Below are 14,323 nucleotides of genomic sequence, written 5' to 3'. Positions count from 1 at the left end.
GACGGACAGGGCCCGTCGCGCAGTGCGCGACGGGCCCTCGCGCTGTCCGCGGCGATCGGCGGCCCCTGGGCTCAGCGCCGCAGCGCCTCCACCGGCTCGATACGGGAGGCGCGCCACGCCGGGTAGAGCCCGGCCAGCACGCCCGTGAGCAGACCGATCGCCGGGGCGGCCGCCACGGTTGCCGGATGGACGACCGGCGTCCACTCCCGTACGAAGGACACGGCGACCACCGTGATCGTGCCGAGCGAGGTGCCGACCAGGCCGCCGAGCAGACCGAGCGCACCGGACTCCGCAAGGAACTGGGCGGTGATGTGACGGCCCCGCGCCCCGAGGGAACGGCGCAGGCCGATCTCTCCGGTGCGTTCCAGGACGGCCACGAGCGTGGTGTTGGCGATACCGACCGCGCCGATGACGAGACAGATCCCGGCGAGCAGCAGGAAGAGCTGGTCGAGATCGGAGGAGACGCTGGAGCGCAGCTGCTTCGGGTCGGGCGGCGGAACGGCCTTGAACCGGTCCGCATGGGCGGGGTCCAGGGCGAGCGGTGCCTCGCGGGCGATCTGCCGGGCGGCGCCGAGCTCGGTGGAGACGATCATGCGGGCGCGCTCCTCGCCCGGCGGACCCCAGACGGCCTTGGCGGCCTTGGCCGGGATGATCACGGAGAGCAGCAGATCGGGCTTGCGGTCGACGTCGGAGACGATGCCGATGACGGTGAACGGCTGCCCGGCGATGAACACCGCAGGCTGTGTCTCCAGGCTGGTGACACCCAGTCGTGCGGCCATGGCGCTGCCGATGACGGCGACCTGCTCGCGGCGGTCGTCGTGGAAGCGGTCGAAGGTACGGCCCTGGCCGAGCGTCGGCCCGGCGGCGGCGAGAACGCCGGGCGACGCGGCGACGACCTTGACGTTCTCCCCGGCTCCGGTGTCACCGACGGGCGCGGCGCGGACGGTCTCGTTCCCGGGGAGGGGGACCGTCCAGTAGACCCCGGCGTGCCGGGCGCCCCCCAGCGCTTCGATGCGGGCGTCGGCGTCGTCGGGGAAGGAGAGGGGAACCAGGTCGGGCCGTGCGCCGCCGGTGTCCTCGACGGCCACCTCGGTCGCGGTCAGCGCGTTGAAGCGGGCGTCGATCTGGGACGAGGTGGTCGCCGTGAGCCCGAGCACGGCGACGAACGTGCCCACTCCAAGAACGGTGCCGAGCGCGGTGAGTGCCGAGCGCGCCGGGCGCTGGAGCATGCCGGCGGCGGCTTCCTGGAGCAGATCGCGAACGTTCACCCGGCTCCCGCCACGGCGGTGCGGCCGAAGTCCTCGCTGAGCACGCCGTCGCGGATGCGTACGGTGCGGGCTCCCCGGGCGGCGACGGCCGGATCGTGGGTGATGACGACGATCGTCATCCCGTCCGCATGCAGCTCGTCGAGCAACTTCAGGATCGAGGCGGCGGTGGCGGTGTCGAGGTTTCCGGTCGGCTCGTCGCACAGCAGCAGGGAGGGCCGGGAGACCAGGGCCCGGGCGATGGCGACGCGCTGGCGCTCGCCGCCGGACAGCCGGGTGGGCAGGGAGTCGACGCGGTGGCCGAGTCCTACCCGCTCCAGCACGGTGGTGGCCCGCTTCCGTCGCTCGGCGCGCGGCACGGTGTTGTTGTAGACCATCGCGAGCAGGACGTTGTCCAGCGCCGAGCGCAGCGGCAGCAGGTGGAACGACTGGAACACGAACCCGATCCGGCTGCCGCGCAGGGCGGTTCGGGGCCCCTCCTTGAGCGCGCCGGTGTCGATGCCGTCCAGGAGGTACGTACCGGCGGTGGGCTTGTCCAGCAGTCCCGCGATGTTGAGGAAGGTGGACTTCCCGGAGCCGGAGGGCCCGACGACGGTCACATACTCACCGGCTCCGATCGTCAGGTCGGCCGTCCTCAGTGCGTGAACAGGCGGCGGCCCGGGGTAGGTGAGGGCGACGCCGCGGAGCTCGATGACGGGCGCGTCCGCCGTGGGGACGGCCTGCGTCGGGACGGACCCGTCCGGCGCCCCGGCCCGTGCAGCGTCCGTGACGCCGTTCCCGGGAAGACATTCCGCCGGGGCGGAGGGGGTCCCGGCCGGGCCGGCCGCCGCCGCACCGGCACCGCCCGCGGGAGCACCGCCCGCATCGCCGGGCACCACTGCGGCCGGACGCACGCCCGCCGCACCGGCACCGCCCCCGGGGGCACCCCCCGCATCGCCGGGCACCGCTGCGGCCGGACGCACGCCCGCCGCACCGGCACCGCCCCCGGGGGCACCCTCCGCATCGCCGGGCACCACTCCGGCCGGACGCACGCCCGCCGCACCGCACACCGGGCGGGCCGACGGCCCATCAGCCTGCCCCCGCGCGACCCCGCTTCCGCCCGGCGGCGCATCGTGCGGACCGGTCACACCGCCATGCCCCGCCGGGGCGGACACGGTCCCGGTGGGACCGGTCGGACGCGCGTCCGTCGGGTCCGGCCCGGTCACGGCGCGCCGGCCTTCGTCTCGCCCACCACGACCCGGTCGCCCTCGGACAGACGTCCGCCGCGCACCGGCTGCACCTCCACGAAGCCGTCGCCCGAGATCCCCACGCGCACCTCGACCCGGCGGCGGGTGTCGCCGGTCTTTCCGGGTCCGGCGACCATCACCGTCGTACGGGAGTCCGCGCCCGCGAACACCGCGGACACCGGGACCACCAGCACCTTGCCGTCGGAAGACGCGGCCTGGACCGTCAGCCGTACGTCCTGGCCTGCGAGTTCGGGCGGCAGCGGCTCGTCCGGGGTCACATGCATGGTGAAGCCGGGCAGCCCGCCGTTCTCCGGCTGTGTCTGCCCCTCCTGCTCGGCGCCCGAGGCGCCCGGAGCGGCCGGAGCCGCGATGCCTTCGGTGACCGGGCCGACCCTGCCCACCGCCTCCGTGCCGGTGAGCTCGGAGTGAATCAGCACCTTCAGACCGGCTCGCACCAGGCCCTTCTCGTGCGGGGCGAGGTTCCCCTCGACGACGAGCCGCCCGGCGGAGACGGTCATCACCTCGGTGCCCGCCTCGCCGCCGAGCCGTACCCCCAGGCTGTCCACCCGCGCCGGGAAGCTCTCCAGATAGACGACCTCGCCGACGGGGAGCATCGGTCCGCTCCGGGCCTCGATGGCCGCCAACTCCGCCCGTGCCGCCGCATAGTCCTCGGACGCCCGGGTCCTGGCGACGCCCGGCTCGGTGTCCTGCCAGGCACGCCGGGCCGCGGTCACGGTGGCCTGCGCGGCCTTGGTGCTCTCCTCGGCGTCGGGCTGGGCGGGCTGCGGTTCGTAACCGAGTGCCCGGTAGAGCGCGTTGAGCGCCGCCTTGGTCCCCGTGCCATAGCGGCCGGGCGCGTCCGTGCCGGTGCCGTGGCCGAGTGCGGACAGCGCCCGCTGCAGCTGGGCGACATCGTCGCCTTCCGCTCCGGGTTTCAGGTCGCGGTACGCCGGGATCCTGCCCTTCAGCGCGAAGACCGGCCGTCCGGAGATCTCCACGAGCAACTGGCCTCCCTTGAACGTCTTCCCGGCCTTGAGGGGCAGCTTGGTGACGACGGGCTTCACGGCCCCACCCTCGCCCCCGCCGGCGACGACGGGCGCCACGGTCAGGGTCTGGCCGGCCACGACCGTGCCGCGTACCACCAGGGAGTCCGTGAGCACCCGGCGCTCGACGGGCGCGGTCAGCACATCGGCCGGCGGCGGGCCCGCGTCCGCAGCGGCCTGGGCCGGTGACTTGATGCCGGTGGAGGCGAGCACTGCGGCAGCAGTGAGCAGCACGGCACCGCCGGCCACGCCGAGAAGCAGCCGCCGGCGCCTTCGGTGTCCCTCGCTCCTGTTGCTGTCGCTGCTCGTGCCGCTCTCGCTCATCGGTCCCTCACCAGTTCTGCCCAGTGGGCGGCCTGGTATCCCCTGTGGTCGATCGCCCCGTCGCTGCCCGTCCGCACGGTCAGTGCGGTGTCGAGCGGCGGCTCCTTGCCGCCCTGCCCCTTCGATTCCGGGCCGCCCGTGGCGGAGCAGCCGGTGGCGAGGAGCAGGGCGCCCAGGAGCGCGATGGTGCGTCTGTTCACGCGCATACGACCTCGACCGTCAAAAGGATCAGATAAAGGCGTGCGAATTGGCCCTGTTGTCAAGGCTGTTGCCGAAGACATTCACCCTGCCGCCCTTGGGGACGGTGCAGTAACGGCCGCCCCAGCCCGAGTTGTAGTAGCTGCGCACCACCTTGCCGGTGTCCCGGTTCCAGGTGCCCGTTGCATTCATGACCGATCCGTCCGTGCCGTCGTACAGCGGGTACTTTTCGGTCGGGCTGTTCTTCCAGACGTAGAGCAGGTCCGTCCACTGCGGACGGGTGCAGAAGGTGTCGCGATGCCAACCGTTGGACGTCGACAGGTCCGTGCTGCCCGAGTGCGAGAAGAAGCAGACCTCGCCCGCATCGCGGTATCCGTCGCCCTCGCTCTCGGCCGAAGCCTGACCGGCACCCGCCGACCACCGTCGCCGTCGCCATCAGGGCCGTCGCGGTCATGGCAGTGATCTGTTTACGCGCGATTACCCCCCGTAGCGATCTTGGCGAATCTCGAGGCTATCCGCTGGCACCGAAGCGTTCAACTGCCTAAATTGACAGGGCACTTCAGGGGACGGGGGGCTGAATGACAGCAATCCAGGGTGTCGTCATGGGCGCAATCCAGCGGCTTCCACGACTGTCCGCTCGTGAGCACGACGTACTCGTCGCTCTCCGGGACGCGGTTGACGATGCGACTGCCGCAGCGGAATTGACGGTCAAAGAGCGGACCGTCAAATTCCATGTCGCCAATATGCGCGCGAAACTGGGGGACATCAGCCGCACACAGCTGTGCGCGGTCGCCGCACTGCACCACTTACTGAGGTGCGCTTCCTGCCCGGTCCCGGCGGCCTGAGAAACAGCGGCGCGAGGGCGGGACAGGCCGGTCGGCTGCTGGCAGGCAACGCGAACGCCCGGCCGGAATAACCCGGCCGGGCGTTTCACGTGAAACAGGACATCAGGCCCAGGTGATGAGCCGCTTCGGCTGCTCCAGAATCGCCGCGACATCCGCAAGGACCTTGGAGCCCAGTTCGCCGTCGACCAGACGATGGTCGAAGGAGAGCGCCAGTGTGGTGACCTGACGGGGCTTGACCTTGCCCTTGTGGACCCAGGGCTGGAGCTTGATCGCACCGACCGCGAGGATCGCGGATTCACCAGGGTTGAGGATCGGCGTACCGGTGTCGACACCGAAGACGCCGACGTTGGTGATGGTCACCGTGCCGCCCTGCATCGCCGCCGGGGTGGTCTTGCCCTCGCGGGCCGTGGCGACCAGTTCGCCCAGCGACTGCGCCAGTTCGGGCAGGGTCTTCTCGTGCGCGTCCTTGATGTTCGGCACGATGAGACCGCGCGGCGTGGCCGCCGCGATGCCCAGGTTGACGTAGTGCTTCTGCACGATCTCCTGGTTGGCCTCGTCCCAGGAGGCGTTGACCCCGGGGTTCCGCTTGATCGCGACCAGTAGTGCCTTGGCGATCAGCAGCAGCGGATTGACCCGCAGCCCCGCCATGTCCTTGTCAGCCTTGAGCTCCTCGACAAGCTTCATCGTGCGGGTCACGTCGAGCGTGATGAACTCCGTGACATGCGGCGCGGTGAAGGCGCTGCCGACCATCGCGGCGGCGGTCGCCTTCCGTACGCCCTTGATCGGGACACGGGTCTCGCGCAGACCGGCGACGGGTGCCCCAGCCGCCTCCGCCCCTGCCGCCCCTGCCGGAGCCGGCTCCGGCGCGGGCATGGCCACGGGCGCGACGGCCGGCGCCGCGGCCGGAGCGGGTGCGGCCGCCGCGTGCACGTCCTCGCGGGTGATGATGCCGTCCGGGCCGGTCGGGGTGATCTGCGCCAGATCGACACCGAGGTCCTTGGCGAGCTTGCGCACCGGCGGCTTCGCCAGCGGGCGCGGACCGGCCGGGGCAGTGGTCCCGTGGCCGTTCATCTCGGCCTGGACGGCGGCGGCAGCGGCCTGCTCCGGAACGCCGGCCGTGGCCTTGCGGGGGCGGCGCTTGGTGGAGCTCTCCGCGACGCCGTAGCCGACGAGCACGGGCTGACGGCCCTGCGGCTGGGCCTCCTCCTCCGGCTCAGCGGCCGCGAGCGAGGGCTCGGTGGCCGCCGGCGGCGGCTCCTCGACGGGACCCGACCCCGGCGCCACGTCGATCGTGATGATCGACGTGCCGACGTCGACGGTCGTGCCCTCCTCGAAGCGCAGCTCGTGCACCACACCGTCGTACGGAATCGGCAGCTCGACGGCCGCCTTCGCCGTCTCGACCTCGCACACGACCTGGCCGTCGGTGACGGCGTCGCCGGGCTGGACGTACCACTTGAGGATCTCCGCCTCGGTGAGCCCCTCGCCCACGTCGGGCATCTTGAACTCGCGGAAGCGGAGTGAAGTGTCTGCAGTCATGGTCACGGCACTCCTCAGTACGCGAGCGAGCGGTCGACGGCGTCGAGTACCCGGTCCAGACCCGGAAGGTACTCCTCCTCGACCCGGGCCGGCGGATACGGGGCATGGAAGCCGCCGACCCGCAGGACCGGGGCCTCCAGGTGGTAGAAGCACCGCTCGGTGATACGAGCGGCGATCTCCGCACCGGAGCCGTAGAAGACCGGCGCCTCGTGGACGACGACCAGCCTGCCGGTCTTTTCGACCGAGGACTGGATGGTGTCGAAGTCGATCGGGGACATCGAGCGCAGGTCGAGGACCTCCACCGACTTGCCCTCCTCGGCCGCCGCGGCGGCAGCCTCCACGCAGACCTTCACCATCGGGCCGTAGGCGGCGAGGGTGAGGTCGGCGCCCTCACGGGCGACGCGGGCCTTGTGCAGCGGGCCGGGGATCGCGTCGACATCGACCTCACCCTTGTCCCAGTAGCGGCGCTTCGGCTCGAAGAAGATCACCGGGTCGTCGCTCTGGATGGCCTGCTGGAGCATCCAGTAGGCGTCGGAGGAGTTCGAGGGCGAGACCACCTTGAGGCCCGGGACATGCGCGAAGAGCGCCTCGGGGGACTCGCTGTGGTGCTCGACCGCGCCGATTCCGCCGCCGTAGGGGATCCGGACGACGACAGGCAGCTTGATCTTGCCGAGAGCACGCGCGTGCATCTTTGCGAGCTGCGTGACGATCTGGTCGTAGGCAGGGAAGACGAACCCGTCGAACTGGATCTCCACCACCGGGCGGTAGCCGCGCAGCGCAAGTCCGATCGCGGTGCCGACGATGCCGGACTCGGCGAGCGGGGTGTCGATGACCCGGTCCTCGCCGAAGTCCTTCTGCAGTCCGTCGGTGATCCGGAAGACGCCGCCGAGCTTGCCGACGTCCTCGCCCATGATCAGAACCTTGGGGTCGGTCTCGAGGGCCTTGCGCAGCGACTCGTTGAGCGCCTTCGCGAGAGGGAGCTTCTGTACAGCCATGACTAGTTGCCCTCCTCGGCGAACGACGCCTGGTAGGCGGCGAACTGGGCGCGCTCCTCGTCCACGAGCGAGTGCCCGTCGGCGTAGACATTGTCGAAGATGGCCATGGGATCCGGGTCGGGCATGGCCCGCACCGCCTCGCGCACCCGCTTGGCGAGCGCGTCGCTCTCCTCGTCCAGCGCGGTGAAGTACGCCTCGTCGGCGTGCCCCTCGTTCTCCAGATACGTACGGAGCCGCAGGATCGGGTCCTTCGCCTCCCACGCCACCCGCTCGTCGTCGTGCCGGTACTTCGTGGGGTCGTCCGAGGTGGTGTGCGCACCCATGCGGTACGTGAACGCCTCGACCAGCGTCGGCCCCTCGCCACGGCGGGCCCGCTCCAGCGCGGACCGGGTCACGGCCAGGCAGGCGAGCACGTCATTGCCGTCGACGCGGACGCCGGGGAAGCCGAAGCCCTGCGCGCGCTGGTACAGCGGGACGCGGGTCTGCCTCTCGGTCGGCTCGGAGATCGCCCACTGGTTGTTCTGGCAGAAGAACACCACCGGGGCGTTGTAGACCGCGGAGAACGTGAACGACTCGGCGACGTCGCCCTGGCTGGACGCGCCGTCGCCGAAGTACGCGATCACGGCCGAGTCGGCGCCGTCCTTGGCCACGCCCATCGCGTAGCCCGTCGCATGCAGCGTCTGCGAGCCGATGACGATCGTGTACAGGTGGAAGTTGTTGCTGTTCGGGTCCCAGCCGCCGTGATTCACTCCGCGGAACATGCCGAGCAGATTCGTCGGGTCGACACCGCGGCACCAGGCGACGCCGTGCTCCCGGTAGGTCGGGAAGACGTAGTCGTCGTCGCGCAGGGCGCGTCCCGAGCCGATCTGGGCGGCCTCCTGACCCAGCAGTGAAGCCCACAGTCCCAGTTCGCCCTGGCGCTGCAGGGCGGTCGCCTCCGCGTCGAAGCGGCGCGTGAGGACCATGTCCCGGTACAGGCCGCGCAGCTCGTCGGGGGTCAGATCGATGTCGTACTCGGGGTGCTGGACGCGCTCACCCTCGGGCGTCAGCAGTTGTACGAGCTGGGGCTCGGAACTCTGTGTCTTGGCCGCGCTCACGCGCTTGCTGCTGCGTCGCGGCTTGCGCGCGGCAGTGCTCTCCACGGTCACGTGCGTGCTCCTCCGTCGGTCCGGCCCCCGGGTTCGCCGGTGTGGCCTGGTGTCGCCCCCGCCCAAGGCAAGGGGAGGCTCCCGCCTGGATCCAGCCCTGTGCACGGGGTGGGTGCGACTCGGCCGGAATCAGGCGTGACAGGTGCTCCGGCGAGTGCCCTGTCACAGGCACGTTACCCAGTGATTCACATTACTGCGAAACCCCATTTGACCTGCGATTTTGCTTGGATTTCCAAGTAAATCGAGAAATGTGGGAACACCTGCTGGTCAGGGCACTGGTCGGCCGCGCGGGCCGCCGGAACACGGGCACGTTATCCCGGTCACCCCGGACACGGGAAGAGTCAATGTGTGAGACTGCTTTCATACTCGAAAGTAGAAAAATCAGTGTTTTCCTCCAGGGCGATCATGAGGTTGTCCGGCCTGGCAGGTACGAACTGCTCTCCGCCGAGGGTGGCGCCGAGGTCGTCGGCGAGGGCGGGACGGCCGCAGATGCGCTGGTCAGGTCCCTGCGACCCGCCCCGACGTCGCTGTACTCGGTGTGCGGCTGCCGGGCGGCAGCGGCGTCGAGGTCTGTCGCGAGGTCCGTTCGCTCAACGGAAACATCAAATGGCCCATGCCCACCTCGTACGGGAACGACGGGGCACCCTTCGACGCGATCATGTCCGGGGCCTCGGGTCATGTGCTCAAGGCGATCCGCGGGAATGAGCTGCCGACCGGTGGGCGGGACGTTGCGGCCGGCACGTCGCTCCTCGCCCGGTGGCGACCGATCGCGTGCTGGAGCGGCGGTCGCAGGCGGCGGCGTGCCCGGCAGCCGTGCCCGGATGCAGGCGGAGCGGCAGCGCCGCTGACGTCACCGATCGACGTACGGCTGCCGGGCGCATGTCACTCGTTCGAGGGCGGGCCGTTCGGAGCAGTCTGGACGGCTCGGGTGCCGTGGTGCTGTGGAAGGTGCAGTTCACCGGCACCGCCGAGTAGGTGGAACTCGATCCGGCCTTCCTGCGCACGAGCCGCAGTCAGTGACCGTGCATGTACTGGACCACTTGGACGAAAGTCCAGCGCATCCGTTTCGACACGCTGCGTGATCTAACATCTGGCGGGTGCCGCGCTCATCTGCTCCTGCCCCACCCGTCGGCGCGCTGTTGCGCCGCTACCGCCTCCCCGGCGAGCCGCTCTCCTGCAAGCCCGTCACCCAGGGACTCCTCAACCGCGGCTACCGCCTCGCCACCACCCGCGGGGCGTACTTCCTCAAGCACCATCTTGACGGCGACCACGAGGCCATCTCGCGTCAGCACGACGCGACGAAGCGCCTTCAGGCACTCGGTGTGCCCGTGGCCCCGCCCGTCGAGGGCGCCGACGGCACCACGGTCGCGGTCATCGGCGGCCGGTGCTACGCCCTGCACCCCTGGATCGACGGCCGCCATCGCAACGGCGCCCAGCTCAGCACCGCCCAGTGCCGGCGGCTGGGTTCCCTCCTCGGCCTGGTGCACACCTGCCTGGCCCGTGTCATGGAACCGGGCCAGGGAGCGCAGGCCGCGTACGAGAGCGCCGACCCACAGGAGACCTTCGCGCTCATCGAGGAGCTGCTGGTGCACTCCCGCACCGTGCGCCCGCGGGACTCCTTCGACACTCTCGCCGAGCACCGGCTGCTCCAGCGCCGCACCCTGCTGGCGCGGTACGCCGACCGCAGACCGCCGCCGGGCGGCGGCGGTGGCTGGGTGCACGGGGACTTCCACCCGCTGAACCTGCTGTACCGGGGCGCCGAGCCGGCCGCGATCGTCGACTGGGACCGGCTGGGGGTCCAGCCGCGTGCGGAGGAGGCGGTACGGGCCGCGGCGATCTTCTTCGTACAGCCGGCCGGTGAACTGGAGCTGACGAAGGTACGCGCCTACGCGCGGGCGTACCGCCGCGCCGCGGGCGCGGACGCGCGGGAACTGGCGGCGGCGGTCCACCGGGTGTGGTGGGAGCGGCTCAACGACTTCTGGATACTGCGCTGGCGCTATCAGCTCGACGACCGAAGGGCCGACCCGCAGTTTCCGGCGGTGTCGGCCCTGGCGGTCTGGTGGACGAAGGAGTACGAGGCGGTGCGCGATGCGTTCGCCGGGTGAGGAGGCGTTCGCCGGGTGGAACGGCCCGCGGGGGCGGTCAGACCTCACCGCCGGGGGCGCCCGTGTTCCCCTCCGAGGTGCCGGGTGTCGACGGTTCGTCGGTCGGCTCCGTCGGCTCGTCCGTCGGCTCGTCCGTCGGTTCGTCGGTCGGCTCCGTCGGGTCCGTGGTCGTCGGGTCGTCCGTGGGTGTCGGCGGCGTGCTCTCGGTGTACGACGGAGTGGGCGTCGGCGTCCACGACGGCAGCTCGTCTCCGCCGGTCGAGTCGTCCGGCTCGGTCGGCTCGTCGGTCGGCTCGTCGGTCGGCGTGGGTTCCTCGTCCGTCTGCGTCGGCGTCTGGGAGATCGTCGTGTCGTCCGTGGTTCCGCCGGTGTTGTTCGCCCGGTCCAGCGCGAACGCGATGCCCGCGGCGATCGCGACCACCGCGAGCGCCGCGAACAGCCACACCTTGCTGCGGCCGCCGCCCCTGTTGCCCCCGCCCCCGTGATAGCCGCCGTCGTACCCACCGTCGTCGGGGTTCACCGGAGGCAGGAGCGGGCCCTGCGAGGTCTCGCCGTGCATGGGGTGCATCGCGGCGGTCGCCCCCGTCATGCCCATCGCGGGGGTCGGGCCACCGTCGTACATCTCGACCGGGCCGGTGTTCCAGGCGCCGGTGTGGCTGCCCTGCTGCTGCAGCATCTGCAGCGCGTACTGCACCAGTCCGCGCATCTCCTCCGCGCTCTGGAACCGGTCGTCCGCGTCCTTGGCGAGCGAGCGCATCACCAGTCCGTCGAGCTCCGGCGGCACGACGTCCGAGACCTCGGACGGCGGGACAGGGATGTCCTGGACGTGCTGGTAGACGACGGAGAGCGGGGTCTCACCGGTGAACGGGGGCCGCAGGGCGAGGAGTTCGTAGAGCAGACAGCCCGTCGCGTACAGGTCGGAGCGGTGGTCGACGGCCTTGCCCAGCGCCTGTTCGGGGGAGAGGTACTGCGGCGTTCCCATGACCATGCCGGTCTGGGTCATCGTCGACTGGGCGCCGTGCAGGGCGCGGGCGATGCCGAAGTCCATCACCTTCACCGCGCCGGAGTCGGTGATGATGACGTTGGCGGGCTTGATGTCACGGTGCACGATGCCGTGCTGGTGGGAGTAGGCGAGTGCCTCGAGCACACCGGATACGATGATCAACGCCTGCTCGGGCGGCGGGGCTTCGGCATTGACGAGCAGATCGCGGATGGTGCGGCCCTCGACGAGCTCCATCACGATGTAGGGGACGGTCTGGTTGCCGACCACGTCCTCGCCGGAGTCGTAGACCGCCACCACCGCATGGTGGTTGAGGCCCGCGACCGACTGTGCCTCGCGGGTGAAGCGGGCCTTGGAGACCGGGTCCTCGGCCAGGTCCGCGCGCAGCAGCTTGACGGCGACGGTACGACCCAGACGTACGTCCTCCGCCGCGAACACCTCGGCCATGCCACCCCGGCCGAGGCGATGCGTCAGGCGGTAACGGCCGTCGCCGACCAGTCCGCCGATGCCAAAGGCGTCCGCCGAATCCGGCACGCCGCCGCCGTTTGCCTCGGGTTCGGGTGCCATCAGTCCTCGCCGTCGTTTCTGTCCGCGTGCGTGCTGTGCCTGCGGGGTCCGCCATGTCACCGGGCCCTGTGCCACGTCACGCTACAGCCTTCACGTGGCGGGCCTGTCCCGAGAGAGACCGGCCATCAAACCCGCTGTCCAGCGACCTGCGCAAATTCCATGCGGGTCCTGTAACGCTTCCGAGACGCTTCTTGTGCGTACGGTCACGGAACGGGCACCCCGCTTGACGTGCCGGACCCCTGGGGCAGACTTGCCCCTTGTAATACGGGATCACGGTCGTGTATTGCGGATCATGCGCCGTCGATCACGAATACGTGGATCACGAGCGCGCGGTTCACGAACACGTGGATCACCGACGCACGGACACCAGAAACAACGCGAACCGTCGACGGCCGTCGGGCCTTCGCGCCGAGGGGGATGCACAGTCATGAGCCAGGACGGCGCACAGGGCCGCTACGCGGGTGGTTCGGTCGCGGGCGGCCGGTACCAGCTTCGCGACCTGCTCGGCGAGGGCGGTATGGCCTCCGTGTACCTGGCCTATGACTCCGCCCTGGACCGCCAGGTCGCCATCAAGACGCTCCACACCGAACTCGGGCGCGAGCAGTCCTTCCGCGAGCGGTTCCGGCGTGAGGCACAGGCGGTCGCCAAGCTCTCGCACACCAACATCGTGTCGGTCTTCGACACCGGTGAGGACGAGCTGGACGGCGCTCTGATGCCGTACATCGTCATGGAGTACGTGGAAGGGCAGCCCCTCGGGTCGGTGCTGGGCGCGGACATCCAGCAGTACGGCGCGATGCCGGCCGACAAGGCGCTCAAGGTGACGGCCGACGTGCTGGCCGCACTGGAGACCAGCCATGAAATGGGCCTGGTCCACCGGGACATCAAGCCCGGCAACGTGATGATGACCAAGCGCGGCATCGTCAAGGTGATGGACTTCGGCATCGCGCGTGCCATGCAGTCCGGTGTGACGTCCATGACGCAGACCGGCATGGTGGTCGGCACCCCGCAGTACCTCTCGCCGGAGCAGGCGCTGGGGCGCGGCGTGGACGCCCGCTCCGACCTTTACTCGGTCGGCATCATGCTCTTCCAGCTGCTGACCGGCCGGCTGCCGTTCGAGGCGGACTCGCCGCTGGCGATCGCGTACGCGCACGTGCAGGAGGAGCCGGTCGCCCCGTCCACGATCAACCGCTCCGTCACCCCCGCGATGGACGCCCTGGTCGCCCGGGCCCTGAAGAAGAACCCGAACGAGCGTTTCCCGAGCGCCGCTGCGATGCGCGACGAGTGCGCGCGGGTCGCGGCGGCCGGGCAGACCGGCGCACCGGTGATCATCGGTGGTACGCCGACGAGCAGTGGCGCGGGCGTGGGCTCGGCGGTCTTCCCTCCACTGGACCAGTCGACCCCGGCGCCGCAGAGCGTGCAGACGCCCTACCAGCCCGGCCCCTACGGCCCGCCGACGCCGGCCCCCACGCCGCACTACGGCTACCCGGGGCCCCCGCAGGCCCCGGCGTACCAGGCGGCGCCGGCGTACCAGACACCAGCTCCGGCGGCCTCCACCCCGCCTCCGTACACGATGGCGCCGCACGCCGCACCGGCCGGCACCGGCGGTGGTGGCGGTGGTGGCGGCAGGCGGAACATGCCGGTGATCATCGGCGCGATCGCGGTAGCCGTACTGGCGATCGGCGGCGTGATCACCGCGATCGCGCTGAACAAGGAGGATCCGGGCGGTCAGACGGGCGGCGACCCGACGAACTCGGCTTCACAGCAGGCGGGCTACAAGGGTCCTGAGCGCAACCGGAAGATCGAGTCGACGAAGTGCTCGGAGGCCCGGGAGGGGTACAACGACCCGTCCAAGGTCCAGGCCCCCGACTTCGTCTACAAGGACATCCTGTCGGTGAAGGAGTGCGCGGCCACTCGGGGATGGAAACTCGACATCAAGGAAGTCCCCCACGCCCAGTGGGGCAAGGACATCGTCGTCTCGCAATTCCCGCTGGCCGACACAGAGGTCTCCGAGGACGAAGCGACCTTCACCCTTGAGGTCTCCACGGGCTACCCGGAGTAGCCCGAGCCCGTC

12 protein-coding genes and 1 pseudogene are annotated in these 14,323 nt (G+C 70.7%); 4 read left to right on the top strand and 9 right to left on the bottom strand.

Annotated features, from left to right (window positions below; translation table 11 throughout):
- Window positions 1–71: 71 nt before the first annotated feature.
- From ABZ208_RS07355 to ABZ208_RS07335, 5 genes are all read right to left on the bottom strand, one after another.
- Window positions 72–1,268: an ABC transporter permease gene (locus ABZ208_RS07355; protein ID WP_356908573.1), complete on the bottom strand. Its 1,197-nt coding sequence runs from the start codon at window positions 1,266–1,268 to the stop codon at window positions 72–74.
- A complete protein-coding gene (locus ABZ208_RS07350; RefSeq protein ID WP_356908683.1) occupies window positions 1,265–1,957 on the bottom strand; it encodes an ABC transporter ATP-binding protein in 693 nt (230 codons plus the stop codon). The genes ABZ208_RS07355 and ABZ208_RS07350 overlap by 4 nt, the downstream gene beginning before the upstream one ends.
- Before the next feature lie 509 nt (window positions 1,958–2,466).
- Window positions 2,467–3,858, bottom strand: coding sequence for a peptidoglycan-binding protein (locus ABZ208_RS07345; RefSeq protein ID WP_356908572.1), 1,392 nt, complete (start codon window positions 3,856–3,858; stop codon window positions 2,467–2,469).
- Entirely contained in the window at window positions 3,855–4,058 is a 204-nt protein-coding gene (locus ABZ208_RS07340) for a hypothetical protein (protein WP_356908571.1), read from the bottom strand. The genes ABZ208_RS07345 and ABZ208_RS07340 overlap by 4 nt, the downstream gene beginning before the upstream one ends.
- A gap of 28 nt (window positions 4,059–4,086) precedes the next feature.
- On the bottom strand, window positions 4,087–4,248 hold the full coding sequence (locus ABZ208_RS07335) for a hypothetical protein (protein WP_356908570.1): 162 nt from the start codon (window positions 4,246–4,248) through the stop codon (window positions 4,087–4,089).
- A 386-nt stretch (window positions 4,249–4,634) separates the two neighbouring features.
- Here ABZ208_RS07335 and ABZ208_RS07330 point away from each other — a divergent pair, with 386 nt between their 5' ends.
- Entirely contained in the window at window positions 4,635–4,901 is a 267-nt protein-coding gene (locus ABZ208_RS07330) for a LuxR C-terminal-related transcriptional regulator (RefSeq protein WP_356908569.1), read from the top strand.
- Between the two features lie 102 nt (window positions 4,902–5,003).
- Here ABZ208_RS07330 and ABZ208_RS07325 read toward each other — a convergent pair whose 3' ends face one another.
- Genes ABZ208_RS07325 through pdhA form a run of 3 tightly spaced genes read right to left on the bottom strand, consistent with a single transcriptional unit; the run spans window position 5,004 to window position 8,580 of the window.
- The gene (locus ABZ208_RS07325) at window positions 5,004–6,437 is read right to left on the bottom strand and encodes a dihydrolipoamide acetyltransferase family protein (RefSeq protein ID WP_356908568.1); all 1,434 of its coding nucleotides are present in this window, start codon (window positions 6,435–6,437) and stop codon (window positions 5,004–5,006) included.
- 14 nt (window positions 6,438–6,451) lie between these two features.
- Window positions 6,452–7,432 (bottom strand): alpha-ketoacid dehydrogenase subunit beta, encoded by a 981-nt coding sequence (locus tag ABZ208_RS07320; protein WP_356908567.1) that lies wholly within the window; start codon window positions 7,430–7,432, stop codon window positions 6,452–6,454.
- Between the two features lie 2 nt (window positions 7,433–7,434).
- A complete protein-coding gene (gene pdhA / locus ABZ208_RS07315; RefSeq protein ID WP_356908566.1) occupies window positions 7,435–8,580 on the bottom strand; it encodes a pyruvate dehydrogenase (acetyl-transferring) E1 component subunit alpha in 1,146 nt (381 codons plus the stop codon).
- A 362-nt stretch (window positions 8,581–8,942) separates the two neighbouring features.
- Between pdhA and ABZ208_RS07310 the strand changes: the two are divergent.
- A pseudogene (locus ABZ208_RS07310) lies at window positions 8,943–9,363 on the top strand (response regulator transcription factor); the annotation flags it as partial.
- Window positions 9,364–9,677: 314 nt separating this feature from the next.
- On the top strand, window positions 9,678–10,685 hold the full coding sequence (locus ABZ208_RS07305) for a phosphotransferase (RefSeq protein ID WP_356908565.1): 1,008 nt from the start codon (window positions 9,678–9,680) through the stop codon (window positions 10,683–10,685).
- Between the two features lie 37 nt (window positions 10,686–10,722).
- Here the strand turns inward: ABZ208_RS07305 and ABZ208_RS07300 are convergent, their stop codons facing one another.
- Window positions 10,723–12,252 (bottom strand): protein kinase, encoded by a 1,530-nt coding sequence (locus ABZ208_RS07300; RefSeq protein ID WP_356908564.1) that lies wholly within the window; start codon window positions 12,250–12,252, stop codon window positions 10,723–10,725.
- A 427-nt stretch (window positions 12,253–12,679) separates the two neighbouring features.
- Here ABZ208_RS07300 and ABZ208_RS07295 point away from each other — a divergent pair, with 427 nt between their 5' ends.
- Entirely contained in the window at window positions 12,680–14,311 is a 1,632-nt protein-coding gene (locus tag ABZ208_RS07295) for a protein kinase (RefSeq protein WP_356908563.1), read from the top strand.
- Window positions 14,312–14,323 lie beyond the last annotated feature (12 nt).

This window comes from Streptomyces sp. NPDC006208 (assembly GCF_040613775.1).
GTDB lineage: Bacteria > Actinomycetota > Actinomycetes > Streptomycetales > Streptomycetaceae > Streptomyces.
Note: the sequence above shows the minus strand (reverse complement) of the source record. Positions and strands in the feature narration are given on the sequence as shown.

Excerpts from the sequence above, each read along its gene's own strand:
- ABZ208_RS07345 (WP_356908572.1), bottom strand. The coding sequence starts at position 3,858 with ATGAGCGAGAGCGGCACGAGCAGCGACAGCAACAGGAGCGAGGGACAC.
- ABZ208_RS07335 (WP_356908570.1), bottom strand. The coding sequence starts at position 4,248 with ATGAATGCAACGGGCACCTGGAACCGGGACACCGGCAAGGTGGTGCGC.
- ABZ208_RS07330 (WP_356908569.1), top strand. The coding sequence starts at position 4,635 with ATGACAGCAATCCAGGGTGTCGTCATGGGCGCAATCCAGCGGCTTCCA.
- ABZ208_RS07325 (WP_356908568.1), bottom strand. The coding sequence starts at position 6,437 with ATGACTGCAGACACTTCACTCCGCTTCCGCGAGTTCAAGATGCCCGAC.
- ABZ208_RS07320 (WP_356908567.1), bottom strand. The coding sequence starts at position 7,432 with ATGGCTGTACAGAAGCTCCCTCTCGCGAAGGCGCTCAACGAGTCGCTG.
- ABZ208_RS07300 (WP_356908564.1), bottom strand. The coding sequence starts at position 12,252 with ATGGCACCCGAACCCGAGGCAAACGGCGGCGGCGTGCCGGATTCGGCG.
- ABZ208_RS07295 (WP_356908563.1), top strand. The coding sequence starts at position 12,680 with ATGAGCCAGGACGGCGCACAGGGCCGCTACGCGGGTGGTTCGGTCGCG.